Below are 21887 nucleotides of genomic sequence, written 5' to 3'. Positions count from 1 at the left end.
CTCGACTCCAACGATTATTGGTTGAGGAGTCTGAGCATGGGTTTGTTAGTCGAAGGCCGCTGGCAGGACAAATGGTACGAAAGCAGCAAGGACGGCGCGTTTCAGCGTGAACAGGCGCAGCGCCGTCACTGGGTCACGGCCGACGGCCAGGCTGGCCCCACCGGTGTCGGTGGCTTTGCGGCCGAGGCCGGTCGTTATCACCTTTATGTCTCCCTGGCCTGTCCGTGGGCCCATCGCACGCTGATCCTGCGCAAACTCAAGGGTCTCGAAAAGCTGATCGACGTATCGGTGGTCAGCTACTTGATGCTGGAAAACGGCTGGACCTTCGACAAGTCCCACGGCTCAACCGGCGACAAACTCGATCACTTCGACTTCATGCACCAGCGCTATACCGCCGATACCGCCGATTACACCGGCCGCGTCACCGTACCGGTGCTGTGGGACAAACAACAGCAACGCATCGTCAACAATGAATCGGCGGAAATCATCCGCATGTTCAATGGCGCGTTCGACGCATTGACCGGCAACGACTTGGACTTCTACCCGGCGCCACTACGCAGCGAGATCGATGCGCTGAACGAGCGGATTTATCCGGCGGTCAACAATGGCGTGTACCGTGCGGGGTTTGCCACATCGCAACAGGCTTATGAAGAAGCGTTTGATGGATTGTTCGCCGAACTGGATCGGCTGGAGCAATTGCTGGGGGCCAACCGTTACCTGACAGGGGAATACCTGACCGAAGCGGATATCCGTCTGTTCACCACAATCATTCGATTCGACGCGGTGTATTACGGGCACTTCAAGTGCAACCTGCGGCGGATTGCCGATTATCCGAACCTGTCGAACTGGCTGCGGGAGATTTATCAGTGGCCAGGGATTGCCGAGACGGTGGATTTCACCCACATCAAGCATCACTACTACGGCAGCCACAAGACCATCAACCCGACCGGTATCGTGCCTAAAGGCCCGGAACAGGACTTCACCGCGCCCCATGATCGGGAGCGGTTGAGCGGCAAAGGGGTTTGGCGCAAGGCCTGAAGCTTGTGCCGTTTTTCAGGCCCCCATCGCTAGCAGGCTAGCTCCCACACAGGTTGTGTCGTTCACAAACCCCCTGTGGGAGCTAGCCTGCTAGCGATGGGCGCGACTCGGTTTTCAGACCTGCGCCTGAGCCCCTTCGAACCACGCCAGTTTCTCGCGCAGTTGCACCACCTCACCCACGATCACCAGCGTCGGCGCATGCACCTCATGCTCCGCCACCAGCCGTGGAAGATCGGCCAATGTGCCGGTAAATACCCGCTGATTGACCGTGGTGCCCTGCTGGATCAATGCCGCCGGGGTATCCGCGTTGCGACCATGCTTGATCAACTGTTCGCAGATGATCGGCAGGCCCACCAGGCCCATGTAGAACACCAGGGTCTGTGCCGGCGCAACCAGATCGGCCCACGGCAGATCGGTGGAACCGTCCTTGAGATGCCCCGTGACGAACCGCACCGACTGCGCGTAATCACGGTGAGTCAGCGGGATCCCGGCGTACGCCGCGCAACCGCTGGCCGCCGTGATGCCCGGCACGACCTGGAACGGGATGCCTTGGGCCGCCAGTTCCTCGATCTCTTCACCGCCACGGCCAAAGATGAACGGATCGCCGCCTTTCAGCCGTACCACACGCTTGCCTTGCCTGGCCAGGTCCACCAGTTGCTGGTTGATCTGATCCTGCGGCACGGCGTGATCGGCGCGACGCTTGCCTACATAAATCCGCTCGGCATCACGCCGACACAGTTCAAGAATTGCCGGCGCCACGAGGCGGTCGTACAGCACCACATCGGCTTGCTGCATCAGGCGCAGGGCACGGAAGGTCAGCAAGTCGGGATCACCCGGCCCGGCGCCTACCAGATACACCTCACCGGTCGCCACGGGTGCTTCACCGTCGATTTTCGCTTGCAGCAAACGCTCGGCTTCGGCGCCCTGCCCGGCCAGCTGCCGGTCGGCAATCGGCCCCTGGAACACGTCCTCCCAGAATGCCCGGCGCTGTTGCACGTCCGGGAACAGGCCTTTGACCTGATTACGGAAGCGCGCGGCCAGACCGGCCAGTTGACCGTAGGTAGAGGGAATCCAGGTTTCAATCTTGGCGCGGATCAAACGCGCCAGGACTGGCGCATCGCCGCCGCTGGACACGGCAATCACCAGCGGCGAGCGGTCGACGATGGCCGGGAAGATCACGCTGCACAGGGCCGGCGCGTCCACCACATTGACCGGCACGCAACGCCGATGGGCATCGGCGGAGACTTGTGCGTTCAGCGATTCGTCATCGGTGGCGGCAATGATCAGCCCGCAACCGTCCAGGTCCGCCTCGACGTAACCACGCAGCACGCACTCGCCACCGCTGAGGGCGACCAGTTCGCTCAATTGGGTTTCGATTTCAGGTGCGACCACCCGCAGTAGCGCACCGGCATCGGCCAGCAGGCGGGATTTGCGCAAGGCAATCTCCCCCCCGCCGACGACCAACACACGACTGCCGCGAAGGTTATGGAACAGCGGCAGATAGTTCATTTAGCCGATGACCTCGAGGCCACCCATGTACGGCTTCAGCACTTCAGGCACACGGATCGAACCGTCGGCCTGCTGATAGTTCTCCAGCACCGCCACCAGGGTACGACCGACTGCCAGGCCGGAACCGTTCAGGGTGTGGACCAGTTCAGGCTTGCCGGTTTCCGGGTTGCGGAAACGTGCTTGCATGCGACGGGCCTGGAAATCGCCGCAGTTGGAGCACGACGAAATTTCACGGTACTTGTCCTGGCTCGGGATCCACACTTCCAGGTCGTAGGTCTTGACTGCACTGAAGCCCATGTCGCCGGTGCACAGCGCCAGGGTGCGGTATGGCAGCTCCAGCAACTGCAGGACTTTCTCGGCGTTGGCGGTCAGGCCTTCCAGGGCTTCCATCGAGGTCGATGGCTCGACGATCTGGACCATTTCGACTTTGTCGAACTGGTGCTGGCGGATCATGCCACGGGTGTCGCGGCCCGATGCACCGGCTTCACTGCGGAAGCATGGGGTGTGGGCAACGAACTTGATCGGCAGCAGTTTCGAATCAACGATTTCGCCGGCCACGATGTTGGTCAGGGACACTTCGGCGGTCGGGATCAGGTACAGATCGGCCTCGCCTTCGCGGGCGATCTTGAACAGGTCTTCTTCGAACTTGGGCAACTGGCCAGTGCCTTGCAGCGCCGGGGCCTGGACCAGATAAGGCGTGTAAGCCTCTTCATAGCCGTGCTCGGTGACGTGCAAGTTGATCATGAACTGGGCCAGGGCGCGGTGCAGGCGGGCAATCGGGCCACGCAGCAAGGCGAAACGGGCACCAGACAGTTTGGCGGCGGTTTCGAAGTCCAGCCAGCCGAATTTTTCGCCGAGGGCCACGTGGTCCTGAACCGGGAAATCGAATGTGGTCGGCGTACCCCAGCGGCGCACTTCGACGTTGTCGTCTTCGTCTTTGCCGACCGGCACCGACTCGTGCGGCAGGTTCGGAATACCGAGCAGAATCGAGTCCAGTTCAGTCTGGATCGCGTCCAGCTCGACCTTGCCGGCACTCAACTCGCCCGCCATGCGCTCGACGTCGGCCATCAACGGCGCGATGTCTTCACCGCGCTGCTTGGCCTGACCGATGGATTTGGAGCGCGCATTACGTTCAGCCTGCAGGGCTTCGGTGCGGGTCTGGACGGTCTTGCGCTGTTCTTCCAGCGCTTCGATGCGCGCAACATCCAGGGCAAAGCCACGGGATGCCAGGCGGTCCGCTACGTCCTGAAGGTTGCTACGTAACAGTTTGGAATCGAGCATGTCGGTCTCTCGTTATCAAAGTTTGGTCAAGGACAGGCCAGCCCAGGTGGCGAGCAGCCCGCCGAATACGCTGATGGCAGCATAGCCCAGGGCCAGCGGCACCTGCCCGCTTTCCAGCAGGCGCACCGTATCCAGTGAAAAGGATGAAAAAGTCGTCAGCCCTCCGAGGAAGCCGACGATTAGCCCGGCGCGCACCTCGAACGGCACCTCCGGGCGGATCAAAAACAGACCGTATAGAAAGCCGATCAGCAAACAGCCGACGATATTAACGGCCAGCGTCGCGGTATAGAAGTGCCGCGGCCAATTAGCGTTGATCCAGTTACCGGTGGCGAAGCGCAACAGCGTGCCGGCCATCCCGCCGACGGAAACCGCAATGATCAAGGGAACCACTATTTTCTCCGCTGCCGGGGGCTTAAACGGTCAAGTTGCGCCAAGTGATTGAGCTTCTCGCCAATCTTCAATTCCAGGCCACGTGGTACGGGCTGATAGAAGGGTTGAGGTTCGAGCTCTTCCGGAAAATAGTCTTCGCCAGCGGCGTAGGCATCCGGCTCATCGTGGGCATAACGGTATTCATCGCCATAGCCCAGTTGTTTCATCAGTTTGGTCGGGGCATTGCGCAGGTGCAGCGGCACTTCCAGGGAACCGTGTTCGGTGGCGCTGCGCATCGCGGCCTTGAAGCCCATGTACACCGCGTTGCTTTTTGGCGCGCAGGCCAGGTAGGTGATGGCCTGGGCCACCGCCAGTTCACCTTCCGGACTGCCGAGGCGCTCCTGCACCTCCCACGCCGCCAGGCACAGGCTCAGCGCACGCGGGTCGGCATTGCCGATGTCTTCGCTGGCCATGCGCACCACGCGCCGGGCCAGATACAGCGGATCACAACCGCCGTCGATCATTCGCGCGAACCAGTACAACGCGCCATCGGGGTTGGAGCCACGTACCGATTTATGCAACGCGGAGATCTGGTCATAGAACGCCTCGCCGCCCTTGTCGAAACGCCGACGGGTATCGCCCAGCAGGCTTTGCAGCAGATCGACGCCGATTTCGCTGTTGTCTTCGGCGAGGTCCGAGGCGTTTTCCAGCAGATTGAGCAGGCGCCGGCCATCGCCATCGGCCGCCGACAGTAACATCTGGAAGCCTTCATCGCTCAAGGTCAGCTGGCGCTTGCCCAGGCCACGCTCTTCGGTCAACGCACGCTGCACCAGTTTGCGCAGCGCCGCTTCGTCGAGGCTCTTGAGCACGTAGACGCGGGCACGGGAGAGCAAGGCGTTATTGAGTTCGAAAGACGGGTTTTCCGTGGTCGCGCCGATGAAAATCAGCGTGCCGTCTTCGACGTACGGCAGGAACGCATCCTGCTGCGACTTGTTGAAGCGATGAACCTCATCGACGAAGAGGATGGTGCGCTTGCCGTATTGCCCGGCCTGTTGCTTGGCGATTTCCACGGCCTGGCGGATTTCCTTGACCCCGGCCAACACCGCCGACACCGTTTCGAAGTGCGCGTCCGAGACTTCCGCCAGCAGACGCGCCAGGGTGGTTTTGCCCACGCCCGGCGGCCCCCAGAAGATCATCGAATGCAGGGCACCCTGCTCCAGGGCTTCACGCAATGGCTTGCCGCGAGCGAGCACGTGTTCCTGACCGACGTACTCGTCCAGATTGGTCGCGCGCAAACGGGCGGCCAATGGCTGGGCAATCGGGGCACTGCGAAACAGGTCCATCACTACCTCTGAAACCTCAATTGAACACCGTCCCCACTGCAGCAGCGAGCCTGCTCGCGATGGACTCAAGGCACCGCTGGGTGTCAGGCCGCCAGCGTTATCGTTAACGCCCATCGCGAGCAGGCTCGCTCCTACAAGGGGGTTGTGTCTTATTCCTGGATCACGTCCGCACCCTTGGGGATGTCGAACTTGAATTTCGAAGCCGGGATCGGCTCGTTGGCCTTCACGCCAGTGAACAGGATATTGGTGCGCTGACCGACGCTGTCAATCAGTTGCATGTCATTGACCAGGCCATTGCGGAACGACAGACGCAGGCTGTCGAACAGGGTGTCCTTGGTTTTCGGCTTCAAGGTGAAGTCGATCACGCCGCCGGCTTCCTTGGCGCTGATGTCGAAGCTCTGGCTGATCTTGGACACGTCACCGGACAGCAGCAAGGCTGGGGTCTGGGTCAGGCGCTGGTCGAGATTCTTGATGGTGGCCTGCTCCAGATCGGGGTCCCACAGGGTCACTTTCTTGCCGTCGGAGACCATGGTCTGTTCGGCTGGCGCATTGGTGTGCCAGTAGAACAATCCCGGGCGTTGCAGGGACATTTCACCGGCCGTTTCCTGCAATTGGGTGCCTGTACCATCGAGGGTCAACTGGGAGAAACGTGCGGTCAGGGTCTGGGATTTTTCCAGCAGTTGGGTCAGACGCGCCACGTCCTTTTCATCGGCGTGGGCCGAGAGCGTGGTCAAGGCCAGTACCGGCAACAGCATGCGGATAAGACGCATGGGAGTCCTCATAATATTCGTGGGAGTGCGGACGGCGCCTCAAGACGCCGTCCTTCAAAAATCAGGTCAGTCGCGCACCGGGCCGGGGGCCAGGACTTCACGCGAGCCGTTGGTGTTCATGGACGTCACGACCCCGGCCATTTCCATGGCTTCGATCATGCGCGCAGCGCGGTTGTAGCCGATTTTCAGCTTACGCTGAACCGCGGAAATGGACGCGCGACGGCTTTCCAGAACGAACTGCACCGCCTCGTCGTACAGCGCGTCAGCTTCGGGATCATCGCCGTCGCCACCACCGCTGCTGCCTTCAAAGCCGCTACCGGCCTCTTCGACACCGTTGAGAATGTCGTCGTTGTATTCCGGCGCCCCACGCAGTTTCCAGGCTTCGACCACCCGGTGTACCTCGTCATCGGAAACGAACGCACCGTGGACGCGAATCGGCAGACTGGTGCCCGGCGGCATGTACAGCATGTCACCGTGGCCCAGCAGCTGTTCGGCGCCACCCTGGTCGATGATGGTGCGCGAGTCGATCTTGCTCGATACCTGGAACGCCATGCGGGTCGGGATGTTGGCCTTGATCAGACCGGTGATCACGTCCACCGACGGACGCTGGGTCGCAAGAATCAAGTGAATACCGGCGGCACGCGCCTTCTGCGCGATACGGGCAATCAGTTCTTCAACCTTCTTGCCGACGATCATCATCATGTCGGCAAATTCGTCGACCACCACCACGATGGTCGGCAGCTTTTGCAGCAGCGGCGCTTCGTCGTGGATGCTTTCGCGCTTGTACAGCGGATCGCTCAACGGCTCGCCGGCGTCCTGGGCTTCCTTGACCTTGGCGTTGAAGCCCGACAAGTTTCGCACGCCCATCTTCGCCATCAGTTTGTAGCGCCGCTCCATCTCGGCAACGCTCCAGCGCAGGGCATTGGCGGCGTCCTTCATGTCGGTGACCACCGGGCACAGCAGGTGCGGAATGCCCTCGTAGATCGACAGCTCGAGCATTTTCGGGTCGATCATGATCAGCTTGGCGTCTTCCGGGCCGGACTTGAACAGGATCGACAGGATCATCGCGTTCACGCCCACCGACTTACCGGAACCGGTGGTACCGGCCACCAGCAGGTGAGGCATTTTCGCCAGGTCGGTGATCACCGGCTTGCCGCCGATGTCATGGCCCAGGGCCAGGGTGACTGGCGATTTGAAATTGTCGTACTCGGGCGTCGACAGCACTTCGGAGAAACGCACGATCTGGCGGTCTTCGTTGGGGATCTCGATACCGACCGTGGTCTTGCCGGGAATCACTTCCACGACCCGCACACTGGTCACGGCCAGGGAGCGCGCCAGGTCTTTGGCCAGGTTGGAGATACGGCTGACCTTGACCCCGGCCGCCGGCTGGATTTCGTAACGGGTGATCACCGGACCCGGATGGATCGAGTCCACGGTAACTTCGACGCCGAATTCCTTGAGTTTGATTTCCAGCAAGTGACCGACCGCCGCCAGGGACTCCGGTGAGTAATTGAGCTGTTTCTTTTCCGCAGGGTCGAGAATCGAGATCGGTGGCAAGGTGCCTTCCACGGCGCTGTCGACGAACAGCGGCGCCTGTTTCTCTTTCTGTACGCGCTTGCTTGGCTCGGGCGCCTTGACCGGGGCCGGCGCGATCACAGGCGGTACCTGCTTCTCGCGCTCGGACATGTGCTTGCTCAGCGCCTGCTCACGTTCGATCAGGCGCTCCTTGACCTTGGCCTGCTCGCGTTTGTCGGTGACGGTCGGCGCGACCACGTCATGCACGCGATCATCGACTTCACGCAACTGCGCGACCAGTTGCTTGCGCTCGGTACGGGCCGCCCACCAGCGATTGGCCGCGCCCTGGAACAGTTCGAAAAGGTCGAGGGTGATCTTGCCGGTGACGTCCATCACCTTGAACCAGGACAGGTCGGTGAACACCGTCAGGCCAAACAGGAACAGCGCAATGAACAGCAGCGTTCCGCCCTGGATGTTCAGGGCGTTCTTTGCCAGATCGCCGAGGCTTTCCCCCAGCGCGCCGCCAGCACCGGCCGGCAACCCGGTCGCGGCATGGAAATGGATGTGCGCCAACGCAGCGCCGGACAGCACCAGAAACACCAGGCCGATCAGCCGCCAGGAAAACAGCCAGCCGCTCCACTGCCATGGCTCGTGGCGTTGACGGAATATCTGGTAGGTCTTGATCGCCAGCAGCAGCGGGAAGACGTAGGCGAAATAACCGAGCACCATGAACAGGATATCGGCGCTGTAGGAGCCCGCCGGCCCGCCGAAATTCTGTACGTCGTCGATCTTGCTGTTGTGGCTCCACCCCGGATCGTCCTTGCCATAGGTCAACAAGGCCATCATCAGGAACAGGCACAAGGCACCAATGGCGATCAATGCACCTTCCTTGAGTCGGTAGTGCAAATGCTGGCGCCAGAGCGGAACGACGGCTGGTTTAGGTGCTGCGGTGGATTTCTTCAAAACGCTTCTTTTCCTGCGCCTATGGCGCGTCCATCTGTTGAATGACTATAAAAACTGCCAAAAAAACTGCCCAATCCAGGCAGGTAAAAAGTTAACGGGCGTAACAAGTACTACTTTTAACATTGCGCCTCGGTTTTTATAAACACGAAGTGCACTGCATATTTTGTTACAGACACTGTGACAACCACGCATTGTACGGGTTTGTTCGTTCGATGCCATGCTTGAAACCTTAGGTTGCAGCATAGTCAAAAGCACATTACGTGCGACTCAATTTGAGCACGCATTCTCTTTTGTGACAAAGGCTTATGAGGTGTTTTTATGAGCGAAGCGAAGCATCACCGCCTGATCATTCTGGGTTCCGGCCCCGCCGGTTACAGCGCAGCCGTGTATGCCGCCCGCGCCAACCTCAAACCCGTTGTCATTACCGGCATACAGGCAGGTGGCCAGCTCACCACCACCGTCGAAGTCGATAACTGGCCCGGTGATGTCGAAGGCCTCACCGGCCCTGCCCTGATGGAGCGCATGCAAAAACACGCCGAACGCTTTGACACAGAGATCGTCTACGACCACATCCACACGGCCAAGTTGCAACAGCGCCCGTTTGAACTCACGGGAGACAGCGGAACCTACACGTGCGATGCACTGATTATTGCCACCGGAGCCTCCGCGCAATACCTGGGTCTGCCCTCGGAAGAAACGTTTGCCGGCAAAGGGGTTTCGGCTTGCGCGACTTGCGACGGCTTCTTCTATCGCAATCAGGTCGTCGCCGTGATCGGTGGCGGCAATACGGCGGTTGAAGAAGCGTTGTACCTGTCCAACATTGCCAGGGAAGTGCATCTGATTCACCGTCGGGACAAGTTGCGCTCGGAGAAGATCCTTCAGGACAAACTCTTCGAGAAAGCCGCCAATGGCAATATCCGCCTGCACTGGAACCAGCATCTGGATGAAGTGTTGGGCGATGCCAGTGGCGTCACCGGTGCGCGCCTGCGTGACAGCCACACCGGAGCCACCCAGGAGCTGCCACTCGCTGGCGTGTTCATTGCCATCGGCCACAAGCCCAACACCGACCTTTTCACCGGCCAGCTGGAAATGCGTGACGGCTACCTGCTGGTCAAGGGTGGCAGCGAAGGCGACGCCACAGCGACGGCCATCGCTGGCGTATTTGCCGCCGGCGATGTGGCCGACCATGTCTATCGCCAGGCCGTCACTTCGGCCGGAGCCGGCTGCATGGCGGCACTGGACGCGGAAAAATACCTCGACGACATTCCCGTCGTTTGACGGCACACTAAGTGGCGGATCGACAATCCGCCACTACCCTCCCCTCTCTGCAAGCCCGGACGCCATGCTGACTTGGTTACAACGCAATACCCTGACGTTCCCGCCGCTGGATAAAGCCATGCGCGACCCCAATGGTCTGCTGGCCGCCGGCGGCGATCTGTCCGCCGACCGGCTGATCCGGGCGTACCGGCACGGTTGCTTTCCCTGGTTCTCGGAAGGACAGCCGATTCTCTGGTGGTCGCCGGATCCGCGCACCGTGCTTTTTCCCGACGAACTGCACGTCTCGCGCAGTCTGAACAAATTGCTGCGCCAACAACGCTATCAGGTGACCTTCGACCAGGATTTTGCCGCCGTCATCCGTGCCTGCGCAGCACCGCGCGACTACGCCGATGGCACCTGGATCACGCAAGCTATGCAGGACGCCTATCTGGAGCTGCACAAGCGCGGTTATGCGCATTCGGTGGAGGTCTGGGATCAGGGTGAACTGGTTGGCGGGCTGTACGGCCTGGCAATGGGTCGGTTGTTTTTCGGCGAGTCCATGTTCAGTCGCGCCGACAACGCCTCCAAGTATGGCTTTGCCACCTTGGTGCAACACCTGAAAGAATGGGGTTTCGTGCTGATCGATTGCCAGATGCCGACCGACCACCTGCATAGCCTCGGTGCGCGAGCGATTCCCCGCCGCGCGTTTGCCGGCTATCTGTCGCAGTACCTGGACCAGCCCAGCCGTGCGACCTGGGTTTGCTGAGCGACTTTCGCGCGCGTGGCTTACACTTAGAGACGCCCCTAATTAAAAGTTTATCCCGAGGGTTGATCATGACCGAGTTGGCGCGCTTGAAGTTCTATGCCACTCAGCCCCACTCTTGCAGTTATCTGCCAGAGGAGCAGGCTACAACCCTGTTCCTCGATCCTAGCCAGCCCATGGATGTGCATGTCTATGCGGACCTGTCGGAAATGGGTTTTCGTCGCAGTGGCGATCACCTCTATCGGCCGCATTGTCAAAACTGCAATGCGTGCGTGCCTGCACGCATCCCTGTAGGACAATTCACCCCCAACCGTCAGCAGAAGCGCATTTTCAAACGCAATGCCGACTTGCAGGTACGCCCGGCAAAACCAGGCTTCAGCGAAGAGTATTTCGACCTTTACCAGCGCTATATCGAACAGCGTCATGCCGATGGCGACATGTATCCGCCGAGTCGCGATCAATTTTCGACATTCCTGGTACGTGACCTGCCTTTCTCGCGCTTCTATGAATTTCGCCTCGACGGGCGGCTGCTGGCCATCGCTGTCACTGACCTTCTGCCGAACGGTCTGTCGGCGGTCTACACCTTCTATGAGCCTGCCGAAGACCGCCGAAGCCTGGGGCGTTTCGCGATCCTGTGGCAGATTGGCGAGGCCCGGCGCCTGGGGCTGGACGCGGTCTACCTGGGTTACTGGATCAAGAACTGCAAAAAAATGAGCTACAAGACGCAATATCGACCCATTGAACTGCTGATTAACCAGCGTTGGGTTGCCCTGAACTAGAGCACGGCCTAAACCCCTTGGCTTGAACCCCACTTTTCGGGCACAATGCACGCCGCTTTTGCCTGGCGCAGTTGCACCGGGCCATTCATTGGACACCGAGGGCTTTACTGCATGTCGAAAGAAGACAGCTTCGAAATGGAAGGCACTGTCGTCGACACCCTGCCCAACACCATGTTTCGTGTGGAGTTGGAAAATGGGCACGTCGTAACCGCGCATATTTCCGGCAAGATGCGCAAGAACTACATTCGTATTCTTACCGGTGACAAAGTGCGCGTCGAGCTGACGCCCTATGACTTGAGCAAAGGGCGCATCACTTACCGCGCTCGCTAATCAAGTCAATACAAAACGCCCGGCTATGCCGGGCGTTTTTGTATGTCCGAAATTTGAAGCCCACCGCAACCAATGTGGGAGCGAGCCTGCTCGCGAAAGCGTCGTGTCAGCCAGCATCTCTTTCACTGATATAACGCATTCGCGAGCAGGCTCGCTCCCACAGGGGGCAGACGTACATCTGACAGACAGCAAAAAGGCGCCAATCGGCGCCTTTTTGCTTTGCAGCGGTTTAACGTCAGGCCATTTCGGCCGTAGTCTCGAACTCGAAGGTCAGCTCGCCGTCCTTGATGTCGATGTGCACTACACCGCCATGTTCGGCCAGTTCGCCAAAGAGAATCTCCTCTGCCAGCGGACGCTTGATCTTGTCCTGGATCAGGCGAGCCATTGGTCGAGCACCCATTGCTGCGTCGTAACCACCGGCCGCCAGCCAGCTGCGGGCCGCATCGGAAACCTCCAACAGCACACGCTTGTCTTCCAGCTGCGCCTGAAGCTCGATGAGGAACTTGTCCACCACGCTCTTGATAACCTCGTGACTGAGGCGACCAAACTGAATGATGGTGTCCAGGCGGTTGCGGAATTCCGGCGTGAAGCTTTTCTTGATCACTTCCATCGCATCGGAAGAGTGATCCTGATAGGTGAAACCGATCGAGGCACGGGCTGCGGTCTCGGCACCGGCGTTGGTCGTCATGATGACGATCACGTTACGGAAATCCGCCTTGCGCCCGTTGTTATCGGTCAACGTACCGTGATCCATGACCTGCAGCAGCAGGTTGAAGACTTCCGGATGCGCTTTCTCGATTTCATCGAGCAACAGCACGCAGTGAGGCTGCTTGGTAATGGCTTCGGTCAGCAGACCGCCCTGATCGAACCCGACATAGCCCGGAGGCGCACCGATCAGACGCGATACGGTGTGGCGCTCCATGTACTCGGACATGTCGAAACGAACCAGCTCGACACCCAACGCCTTGGCGAGCTGACGCGCCGCTTCGGTTTTACCGACACCGGTAGGACCGGCGAACAGGAACGAACCGACAGGCTTGTCAGGCGACTTGAGTCCGGCACGGGACAGTTTGATCGCGGTCGCCAGGGAGTCGATCGCGGCATCCTGACCAAACACCGTCAATTTCAGGTCACGCTCAAGGTTACGCAGCAGTTCCTTGTCGGAACTGGTGACGTGTTTTGGCGGAATCCGCGCGATTTTCGCGACGATGTCCTCGACCTGAGCCACCTCGATGCGTTTTACGCGCTTCTCGATCGGCTGCAGGCGCTGGTAGGCACCCGCCTCGTCGATGACGTCGATGGCCTTGTCCGGCATGTGCCGGTCATTGATGTAGCGCGAGGCCAGTTCGGCAGCGGCGCGCAGGGCTTCATCACTGTATTCGATATTGTGATGGGTCTCGAAACGCCCTTTCAGGCCGCGCAGGATACCAATGGTGTCTTCCACCGAAGGCTCGGACACATCGACCTTCTGGAAGCGCCGAGCCAAGGCACGGTCCTTCTCGAAGATGCCGCGGAACTCCTGGAAGGTCGTCGAACCGATGCAACGGATATCACCCGACGACAGCAGCGGCTTGAGCAGGTTCGAAGCGTCCATGACGCCGCCGGACGCTGCACCCGCACCGATGATGGTGTGGATCTCGTCGATAAACAGGATTGCCTGTGGACGTTTTTTCAGTTCATTGAGCAACGCCTTGAAGCGCTTCTCGAAATCACCGCGATATTTGGTCCCGGCCAGCAAGGCACCCAGATCGAGGGAGTAAACCACGCTGTTGGCCAGCAGGTCCGGTACCTGGTTGTCGACAATGCGCTTGGCCAGACCTTCGGCAATCGCGGTTTTACCCACGCCCGCCTCGCCTACCAGCAGTGGATTGTTTTTGCGACGACGCGCCAGGATCTGCGCAACGCGCTCGACTTCCAGCTCACGACCGACCAACGGATCGATACGACCCTGGCGCGCGAGTTCGTTGAGGTTACTGGCATAAGCATCCAGTGGGTTGCCTGAAGAAGAAGACTCACCGCCCTCGTCGTCCTGCATATCTTGCTCGCCCTCAGAGTGATCGCCGTGCCCTGGCACCTTGGAAATGCCATGGGCGATGTAGTTGACGACATCGATACGGGCAACGCTCTGCTGTTTCAGCAGGAACACTGCCTGACTCTCTTGCTCACTGAAGATCGCGACCAGCACGTTGGCGCCAGTCACTTCACGTTTGCCCGAGCTCTGTACATGAAACACAGCACGTTGCAGTACACGCTGGAAGCCCAGGGTTGGCTGGGTTTCGCGGTCCTCGTCATGCACGGGGATCAACGGCGTGGTGGAGTCAATGAACTCCTGCAGGTCGTGCTTGAGTTTGTCGAGGTTTGCGCCGCAGGCACGCAATACGGTGGCGGCAGCCTCATTGTCCAATAGGGCCAGCAGGAGATGCTCGACGGTCATGAATTCATGACGCTTCGAACGGGCCTCCTTGAAGGCAAGATTGAGGGTGACTTCGAGCTCGCGGTTTAACATAGCTTCACCTCATACCCAAGTGTCCGGCGATTAACCGTCCTTCTCGATTTCACAGAGTAGCGGATGCTGGCTTTCCCTGGCGTACTGGTTGACCTGCATGGCCTTGGTCTCGGCGATGTCGCGGGTAAACACTCCACATACTGCCCGCCCTTCTGTATGGACGGCCAGCATGACCTTGGTCGCCAGCTCGCGATTCAGGTTAAAAAACACCTCGAGCACTTCGACGACGAAATCCATCGGTGTGTAGTCATCATTGAACAAAACCACCTTGTACATCGGCGGCGCCTGTAGAGCAGGCTTGGCCTCCTGAACAGCAATGCCTGCGGAATCGTCGTCGTGTAAATCAGGGCGATCCTGATTGAATGTTAGTCGAATCTGGCTGATTGCATGCATGGAAAGAAAGGTTCGTCAGTTGTGCAAATACAGTGGTGGGGGCAGCTATGGCCAATTTCAACTCCGACTGCCGGGTCACCTTGACTATCAGCAAAACGGTGTTACAACCAATAGAGCCCACAGTGGGTAAAAAAGGTCCGCGGAGTCAACTTTTTTCTAAAAAGCGACTGCGGATGAACTGGATGATACTCCAGTGATGGAGTCTGTTGCAGAGGGATATGTGTATGGCAGTCGGCAAGGTCAAGTGGTTCAACAACGCCAAGGGTTACGGCTTCATCAACGAGGACGGCAAGACAGAAGATCTGTTTGCCCACTACTCGGCCATCAAAATGGATGGCTATAAAACCCTGAAGGCCGGACAGGCTGTGACCTTCAACATCATCCAGGGGCCCAAGGGGCTGCATGCGGTCGAGATCAACGACGCCCTGGCCAAAACCACCACCGCGACTGCCACTACCGCCTCCACCAGCACCCACGGCACAGCTCTAAGCTGACCGCCCCGGCCATGAAAAACGCCCGGATCAATTGAGCCGGGCGTATTTTTTTGCAGCCTGGATTCGCTTACATGTGCGAGATCAGGGCATCGCCGAAGGCCGAAGACGAAAGCAGCGTGGCGCCGTCCATCAGGCGTTCGAAGTCGTAGGTCACGGTTTTGGCGGAAATCGCGCCGTTGGTGCCTTTGATGATCAGGTCAGCCGCTTCGGTCCAACCCATGTGGCGCAGCATCATTTCAGCGGACAGAATCAACGAACCCGGGTTGACCTGGTCCTTGCCGGCGTACTTCGGCGCAGTACCGTGGGTGGCTTCGAACATCGCCACGGTGTCGGACAGGTTGGCGCCTGGCGCGATACCGATACCGCCCACTTCCGCCGCCAGGGCGTCGGAGAGGTAGTCGCCGTTCAGGTTCAGGGTCGCGATGACATCGTACTCGGCCGGGCGCAGCAGGATCTGCTGGAGCATGGCATCGGCGATGGCATCCTTGACGATGACGTTCTTGCCGGTTTTAGGGTTCTTGAACTGCATCCACGGACCACCATCGAGCAGGGTCGCGCCGAACTCTTCGGCGGCCACTTCGTAGGCCCATTCCTTGAAGGCACCTTCGGTGAACTTCATGATGTTGCCTTTGTGCACGATGGTCAGCGAATCGCGGTCATTATCGACCACATATTGCAGCGCCTTGCGCGCCAGACGCTTGGTGCCCTGCAGGGAAACCGGCTTGATGCCGATACCGCAGTTTTCGTCGAAACGGATCTTGGTAACGCCCATTTCTTCTTTAAGGAATTTGATGACTTTGGTGGCCTCGGCCGAACCGGCCTTCCACTCGATACCGGCATAGATGTCTTCGGAGTTCTCGCGAAAGATCGTCATGTCGACGTCGCCAGGCTTCTTGACCGGGCTCGGCACGCCTTCGAACCAGCGCACCGGACGCAGGCAGACATAGAGATCGAGTTGTTGACGCAGCGCCACGTTCAGCGAACGAATGCCACCACCGACCGGAGTAGTCAGCGGACCCTTGATGGAAACCACGTAGTCCTTGACCGCGTCCAGGGTTTCCTGGGGCAGCCAGGTGTCCTGGTCGTAAACCTGAGTCGCTTTTTCCCCGGCGTACACTTCCATCCAGGAAATCTTGCGCTCGCCACCGTAAGCCTTCTTCACGGCAGCATCGACAACCTTGATCATGACGGGGCTGATATCAACCCCAATGCCGTCGCCTTCGATGAAGGGAATGATCGGGTTATTAGGAACATTGAGAGAATGGTCTGCATTGACGGTGATTTTGTCGCCGACGGCTGGAACCTGAATCTTCTTGTAACCCATGCTGAACTCCATTGATTGGATTGAACATCTGGCTTCATTCGAGCGTAACCCAGTTAAATCTGCGCGCAAACCCTATGTTCCATCCACGTGCCGCAAAGCTGCACAACTGGCGGCCTACAAGCCTGAAAGCAAAGGGAAAAGCGCCAAACTACAGCACGACGAATGACTCTACGCCCGACGCGCCCCTGCGACCTTTAGACCAATGGACGACAATCGTCGCGTATGAACCATCGGCAGATTGCCAGCTACCTATGTATAATGCCGCCCGCTGACCAAAGAGTCACGACGACTGAACTGCTCCATGATGAGCCTTTCCGCCGCATAAGCCGGTCTGTTACCGCAGCCCGCTTGCTTGTCGCTCTACTGATGCACCCAACATCACAGCAACGAAACCTCGATATTCGGCTCATGGATGACTTTGAACGAACGCGCTTACCCGGCGCCCTCGAGTTTCTGCGCACGCTTTAGCAAAGAAGAGAGAGTTAATCCGAATATGCCCACCCGCTCGAAGATCATCTATACCTTCACCGACGAAGCTCCCGCCCTCGCCACCTATTCACTGTTGCCTATCGTAGAGGCCTTCACCGCCTCGGCTGATATCGCCGTTGAAACCCGCGATATCTCTCTTGCAGGGCGTATCCTGGCCAGCTTCCCCGAGCAATTGGGCGACAAAGCCGTAGCCGACCACCTCGCCGAACTGGGCGCCCTGGCGATTACGCCTGAAGCGAACATCATCAAGCTGCCGAACATCAGCGCCTCGGTTCCACAACTGCAGGCCGCGATCAAAGAGCTGCAGGCCCAGGGCTACGCTCTGCCGGACTACCCGGAAACCGTGACCACCGAAGCCGACAAAGAAGCCAAGGCCCGTTACGACAAGATCAAGGGCAGCGCCGTGAACCCGGTCCTGCGCGAAGGCAACTCCGACCGTCGCGCTCCGCTGTCAGTCAAGAACTATGCGCGCAAGCACCCGCACAAAATGGGTGTCTGGGCTGCTGACTCCAAATCCCATGTCGCGCACATGACCACCGGCGATTTCTACGGCAGCGAAAAAGCTGCCCTGATCGACGCCGCTGGCGCTGTGAAAATCGAACTGATCGCTCAAGACGGCACCACCACCGTCCTGAAAGAAAAAACCACCGTGCAAGCCGGTGAGATCATCGATTGCGCGGTCATGAGCAAAAACGCTCTGCGCAGCTTCATCGCTGCCGAGATCGAAGACGCCAAAGCCAAAGGCGTGCTGCTGTCGGTTCACCTGAAAGCGACCATGATGAAGGTTTCCGACCCGATCATGTTCGGCCAGATCGTTGCCGAGTTCTATAAAGACGCACTGGCCAAGCACGCTGACGTGCTGGCGCAGATCGGCTTTAACCTGAACAACGGCATCGGCGACCTGTACGCTCGCATCAAGGCCCTGCCCGCCGAGCAACAAGCCCAGATCGAAGCAGACATTCAAGCGGTCTACGCTGTTCGCCCATCGCTGGCGATGGTCAACTCCGACAAAGGCATCACCAACCTGCACGTGCCGAGCGACGTCATCGTCGACGCCTCGATGCCAGCCATGATCCGTGACTCCGGCAAAATGTGGGGCACCGACGGCCAGCTGCACGACACCAAGGCCGTGATTCCGGATCGCTGCTACGCCACCATCTACCAGGCAGTGATCGAAGACTGCAAGGCCAATGGCGCTTTCGACCCAACCACCATGGGCAGCGTGCCGAACGTTGGCCTGATGGCGCAAAAAGCCGAAGAGTACGGCTCCCACGACAAGACGTTCCAGATCAAGACCAACGGTGTTGTCCGCGTGACCGACACCAAAGGCACCCTGCTGCTGGAACAACCGGTTGAAGCCGGCGATATCTTCCGCATGTGCCAGGCCAAAGACGCGCCGATCCAGGACTGGGTCAAACTGGCCGTCAACCGTGCCCGCGCAAGCAACACACCAGCGATCTTCTGGCTGGACCCGATGCGCGCTCACGACGGCGTAGTGATCGAGAAAGTTCAGGCTTACCTGAAGGATCACGACACGACCGGCCTGGACATCCAGATCATGGCGCCAGTCGACGCGATGAAGTACACCCTCAAGCGCACCCGCGAAGGCAAGGACACCATCTCGGTGACCGGCAACGTTTTGCGCGACTACCTGACCGACCTGTTCCCGATCATGGAACTGGGCACCAGCGCCAAGATGCTGTCGATCGTTCCGCTGATGAAGGGCGGCGGCCTGTTCGAAACCGGCGCTGGCGGTTCCGCACCGAAGCACGTTCAACAGCTGCTGGAAGAAAACTTCTTGCGCTGGGACTCGCTGGGTGAATTCCTGGCACTGGCTGCGTCCCTGGAACACCTGGGCGTGACCTACAACAATCCCAAGGCGCTGGTTCTGGCCAAGACCCTGGACCAGGCCACCGGCCAGTTCCTGGACAACAACAAGTCGCCATCGCGCAAAGTCGGCAACATCGACAACCGCGGCAGCCACTTCTACCTGGCGCTGTACTGGGCTCAAGCCCTGGCTGCCCAGACCGAAGACAAGGCCCTGCAAGCGCAGTTCGCGACCCTGGCCAAAACCCTGACCGAGAACGAAGCAACCATCGTTGCCGAGCTCAATGCCGTTCAGGGCAAACCAGTGGACATCGGCGGTTACTACCACGCCAATGCCGATCTGATCAGCAAGGCCATGCGTCCGAGCGCCACGTTCAACGCGGCGATTGCTGCGCTGGTTTAAGGCTGCAAGGAACATCACAAACCCCGGCCCCGTGCCGGGGTTTGTGTTTTTGGGATTTATGATCGACTCAAAACCCTGTGGGAGCTGGCCTGCCAGCTCCCACAGGGACAGTGTTTCAACTTTTGAAAATTGAGGGCATTTCATGGACTGGCAACCCCACATCACCGTCGCCACCATCGTAGAAGACAACGGCCGCTTCCTGATGGTCGAGGAACTCAAGCACGGACGCGTGGTGCTCAACCAGCCCGCCGGCCACCTCGACGCGAACGAAACCCTGACCGAGGCCGCCGTGCGCGAAACCCTCGAGGAAACCGGCTGGGACGTCGAGCCGACCGGCGTGCTGGGCATTTATCTCTATACCGCACCCAGCAACGGCGTGACCTACCAACGGGTCTGCTTCATCGCCAAGCCGCTCAAACACCACCCGGACTACGAGCTGGACGACGGTATCGTCGGCGCCAAGTGGTTGACCCGCGACGAATTAATCGAGCAGAGGGACAGCTGGCGCAGCGAGCTGATTATCCGCTGTATCGACGACTATCTGGACGGCAAACACTTCGGTCTCGAATTGATCCGCCCTTCTCTTTAGCCTTGCGGGCTCCAGCCTGTTAGAATCGCGTCCTTTTTCAAGACACTCATTGAATCCCTATGCGTGATCCAGCCCCTTCTGACACACAAAAGAAGCGCGTCATTGTCGGCATGTCCGGCGGCGTGGACTCTTCCGTTTCCGCCCTCCTGCTGATCGAGCAGGGTTATGAGGTGGAAGGCCTGTTCATGAAGAACTGGGAAGAAGACGATGGAACGGAATACTGCACTGCCATGGATGACCTGGCGGATGCCCAGGCTGTGTGCGACAAGATCGGAATCAAGCTGCACACCGCCAACTTCGCCGCCGAGTACTGGGACAACGTCTTCGAGCACTTCCTGGCCGAATACAAGGCCGGCCGCACGCCGAACCCGGACATCCTGTGCAACCGCGAAATCAAGTTCAAGGCGTTCCTCGACTACGCCATGATGCTGGGCGCCGACCTGATCGCCACCGGCCACTACGTGCGCCGCCGTGACATCGACGGTCGCACCGAATTGCTCAAGGGCCTGGACGCAAACAAGGACCAGAGCTACTTCCTGCACGCCGTCGGCGGCGAACAGATCGCCAAGACCCTGTTCCCGGTCGGCGAGCTGGAAAAGCCGGAAGTACGCGCGATTGCCGAGAAATACGAACTGGCAACCGCGAAGAAAAAGGACTCCACCGGGATCTGCTTTATCGGCGAACGTCGCTTCAGCGACTTCCTCAAGCAGTACCTGCCGGCACAACCGGGCGAGATCAAGACCACCGAAGGTGAAGTCATCGGCCGCCACCACGGCCTGATGTATCACACCATCGGCCAGCGCCAGGGCCTGGGCATCGGCGGCTTGAAAGACGCCAGCGACGAGCCGTGGTACGTGCTGATCAAGGACCTGGAACATAACGAACTGATCGTCGGCCAGGGCAATGACCACCCGTGGCTGTTCTCCCGCGCCCTGCTCGCTTCGGACATCTACTGGGTCAATCCGATCGACCTGAGCGAGCCGCGCAGACTGACCGCCAAGGTCCGCTATCGCCAGAGCGACCAGCCCTGCACCCTGGAAAAAACCGCCACCGGTTACCGCGCCACGTTTGACGACCCGCAACGCGCGGTCACTCCGGGCCAGTCCGTGGTGTTCTATGACGGTGAAATCTGCCTGGGTGGCGGAGTGATCGAAGTGGCGGAACCCTGGACCAGCAAGAGCACCGGCAAAGGGCAGCCCCAATGAGCCCGACCCAGGAGCAACTGACGGCACTGGGCGGCGTATTTCTCGCCGCCGTGCTGGTCGATAAAATTGCCAAGACCGGCCAGACCAACGAGGCCGGCCTGACCTGCATGCTGGGTAGCCTGCTGATCCGCGACCCCAAGGAAACCCTGGAAGTCTACGGCGGCGACGATATCAATCTGCGCGAAGGCTATCGCGCCTTGATCGGCGCCCTGGAACGCGATCCGAGCGCCCTGCAGCGCGAACCGCTGCGCTACGCGCTGGCCATGCTCGGCCTTGAGCGCCAACTGGCCAAGCGCAGCGACATGCTGGACATCATCGGCAAACGCCTGCCCCAGATTCAGTCCCAGGTCGAACACTTCGGCCCGGCCCATGAAAACGTGATCGCCGCGTGTGGCGCGCTGTACCAGGACACCCTGAGCACCTTGCGCCAACGCATCCAGGTCCACGGCGACATGCGCAACCTGCAGCAACCGAGCAACGCGTCGAAAATTCGTGCGCTATTGCTGGCCGGCATTCGCTCGGCACGCCTGTGGCGGCAGCTGGGCGGCCATCGCTGGCAGTTGGTGATCAGCCGACGCAAATTGCTGAAAGAGCTTTATCCGTTGATGCGCGCCAGCTGAGGCGCATCCGCAACACCCCTTTGTAGTCAGTAACGCGTAATACGCTGGTCAGTTGGCAACGGACCGGCGGATTTTTTCATGTATGATACGCGCCCCATTTCGTTGCCCGACTGTCCGAGA

General features: G+C 59.5%; 19 protein-coding genes. 10 read left to right on the top strand and 9 right to left on the bottom strand.

All coding sequences use genetic code 11. The features are described 5' to 3' along the window. The first annotated feature begins 36 nt into the window (after window positions 1-36). The gene (locus GQ39_RS04635; protein ID WP_047527710.1) at window positions 37-1038 is read left to right on the top strand and encodes a glutathione S-transferase family protein; all 1002 of its coding nucleotides are present in this window, start codon (window positions 37-39) and stop codon (window positions 1036-1038) included. Window positions 1039-1152: 114 nt separating this feature from the next. Here the strand turns inward: GQ39_RS04635 and cysG are convergent, their stop codons facing one another. From cysG to GQ39_RS04605, 6 genes are all read right to left on the bottom strand, one after another. Then, the gene (cysG, locus tag GQ39_RS04630; RefSeq protein ID WP_047527709.1) at window positions 1153-2547 is read right to left on the bottom strand and encodes a siroheme synthase CysG; all 1395 of its coding nucleotides are present in this window, start codon (window positions 2545-2547) and stop codon (window positions 1153-1155) included. Further along, window positions 2548-3828: a serine--tRNA ligase gene (gene serS, locus GQ39_RS04625; RefSeq protein WP_047527707.1), complete on the bottom strand. Its 1281-nt coding sequence runs from the start codon at window positions 3826-3828 to the stop codon at window positions 2548-2550. A gap of 15 nt (window positions 3829-3843) precedes the next feature. Further along, complete coding sequence (crcB, locus tag GQ39_RS04620) at window positions 3844-4218, bottom strand: fluoride efflux transporter CrcB (protein ID WP_047527706.1); 375 nt, start codon at window positions 4216-4218, stop codon at window positions 3844-3846. Further along, window positions 4218-5540, bottom strand: coding sequence for a replication-associated recombination protein A (locus GQ39_RS04615; protein WP_047527705.1), 1323 nt, complete (start codon window positions 5538-5540; stop codon window positions 4218-4220). Before GQ39_RS04615 ends, crcB begins: the two co-directional genes overlap by 1 nt. Window positions 5541-5689: 149 nt before the next feature. After that, window positions 5690-6310, bottom strand: coding sequence for an outer membrane lipoprotein chaperone LolA (lolA, locus tag GQ39_RS04610; RefSeq protein WP_047527704.1), 621 nt, complete (start codon window positions 6308-6310; stop codon window positions 5690-5692). Window positions 6311-6376: 66 nt separating this feature from the next. Further along, window positions 6377-8788, bottom strand: a complete 2412-nt coding sequence (locus GQ39_RS04605; protein WP_081997843.1) for a DNA translocase FtsK — start codon at window positions 8786-8788, stop codon at window positions 6377-6379. Between the two features lie 318 nt (window positions 8789-9106). On the opposite strand from GQ39_RS04605, the gene trxB reads away from it, so the two are divergent. The 4 genes from trxB (at window position 9107) to infA (ending at window position 11917) form a co-directional block, all read left to right on the top strand. Next, entirely contained in the window at window positions 9107-10066 is a 960-nt protein-coding gene (gene trxB, locus GQ39_RS04600) for a thioredoxin-disulfide reductase (RefSeq protein ID WP_047527702.1), read from the top strand. A gap of 64 nt (window positions 10067-10130) precedes the next feature. Next, a complete protein-coding gene (aat, locus tag GQ39_RS04595) occupies window positions 10131-10811 on the top strand; it encodes a leucyl/phenylalanyl-tRNA--protein transferase (RefSeq protein WP_047527700.1) in 681 nt (226 codons plus the stop codon). A 68-nt stretch (window positions 10812-10879) separates the two neighbouring features. After that, window positions 10880-11587 (top strand): arginyltransferase, encoded by a 708-nt coding sequence (locus tag GQ39_RS04590; RefSeq protein ID WP_047527699.1) that lies wholly within the window; start codon window positions 10880-10882, stop codon window positions 11585-11587. A gap of 111 nt (window positions 11588-11698) precedes the next feature. Further along, window positions 11699-11917: a translation initiation factor IF-1 gene (infA, locus tag GQ39_RS04585; RefSeq protein WP_002553999.1), complete on the top strand. Its 219-nt coding sequence runs from the start codon at window positions 11699-11701 to the stop codon at window positions 11915-11917. Between the two features lie 235 nt (window positions 11918-12152). Here the strand turns inward: infA and clpA are convergent, their stop codons facing one another. After that, window positions 12153-14423: an ATP-dependent Clp protease ATP-binding subunit ClpA gene (gene clpA, locus GQ39_RS04580; protein WP_047527693.1), complete on the bottom strand. Its 2271-nt coding sequence runs from the start codon at window positions 14421-14423 to the stop codon at window positions 12153-12155. Window positions 14424-14453: 30 nt separating this feature from the next. Continuing rightward, a complete protein-coding gene (gene clpS / locus GQ39_RS04575; protein ID WP_015094394.1) occupies window positions 14454-14816 on the bottom strand; it encodes an ATP-dependent Clp protease adapter ClpS in 363 nt (120 codons plus the stop codon). Window positions 14817-15040: 224 nt separating this feature from the next. On the opposite strand from clpS, the gene cspD reads away from it, so the two are divergent. Then, window positions 15041-15310 (top strand): cold shock domain-containing protein CspD, encoded by a 270-nt coding sequence (gene cspD, locus GQ39_RS33470; protein ID WP_047527689.1) that lies wholly within the window; start codon window positions 15041-15043, stop codon window positions 15308-15310. Window positions 15311-15377: 67 nt separating this feature from the next. Here cspD and icd read toward each other — a convergent pair whose 3' ends face one another. Beyond that, on the bottom strand, window positions 15378-16634 hold the full coding sequence (gene icd, locus GQ39_RS04565) for an NADP-dependent isocitrate dehydrogenase (RefSeq protein ID WP_047527687.1): 1257 nt from the start codon (window positions 16632-16634) through the stop codon (window positions 15378-15380). Between the two features lie 493 nt (window positions 16635-17127). Here icd and GQ39_RS04560 point away from each other — a divergent pair, with 493 nt between their 5' ends. From GQ39_RS04560 to hflD, 4 genes are all read left to right on the top strand, one after another. Further along, on the top strand, window positions 17128-19353 hold the full coding sequence (locus tag GQ39_RS04560; RefSeq protein WP_047527684.1) for an NADP-dependent isocitrate dehydrogenase: 2226 nt from the start codon (window positions 17128-17130) through the stop codon (window positions 19351-19353). Window positions 19354-19495: 142 nt separating this feature from the next. Further along, window positions 19496-19942 (top strand): NUDIX hydrolase, encoded by a 447-nt coding sequence (locus GQ39_RS04555; RefSeq protein WP_047527682.1) that lies wholly within the window; start codon window positions 19496-19498, stop codon window positions 19940-19942. A gap of 59 nt (window positions 19943-20001) precedes the next feature. Beyond that, window positions 20002-21147 carry a tRNA 2-thiouridine(34) synthase MnmA gene (gene mnmA / locus GQ39_RS04550; protein ID WP_047527680.1) on the top strand — a complete coding sequence of 382 codons (1146 nt, stop codon included), beginning with the start codon at window positions 20002-20004 and terminating at the stop codon, window positions 21145-21147. Beyond that, a complete protein-coding gene (gene hflD / locus GQ39_RS04545; protein ID WP_047527678.1) occupies window positions 21144-21767 on the top strand; it encodes a high frequency lysogenization protein HflD in 624 nt (207 codons plus the stop codon). The genes mnmA and hflD overlap by 4 nt, the downstream gene beginning before the upstream one ends. The last annotated feature ends 120 nt before the right edge of the window (window positions 21768-21887 follow it).

This window comes from Pseudomonas sp. 11/12A (genome assembly GCF_000800055.1).
Taxonomy (GTDB): Bacteria; Pseudomonadota; Gammaproteobacteria; order Pseudomonadales; family Pseudomonadaceae; genus Aquipseudomonas; species Aquipseudomonas mohnii.
The sequence above is the reverse complement of the archived record's forward strand: the minus strand, read 5'-3'. Positions and strand labels throughout refer to the sequence as shown.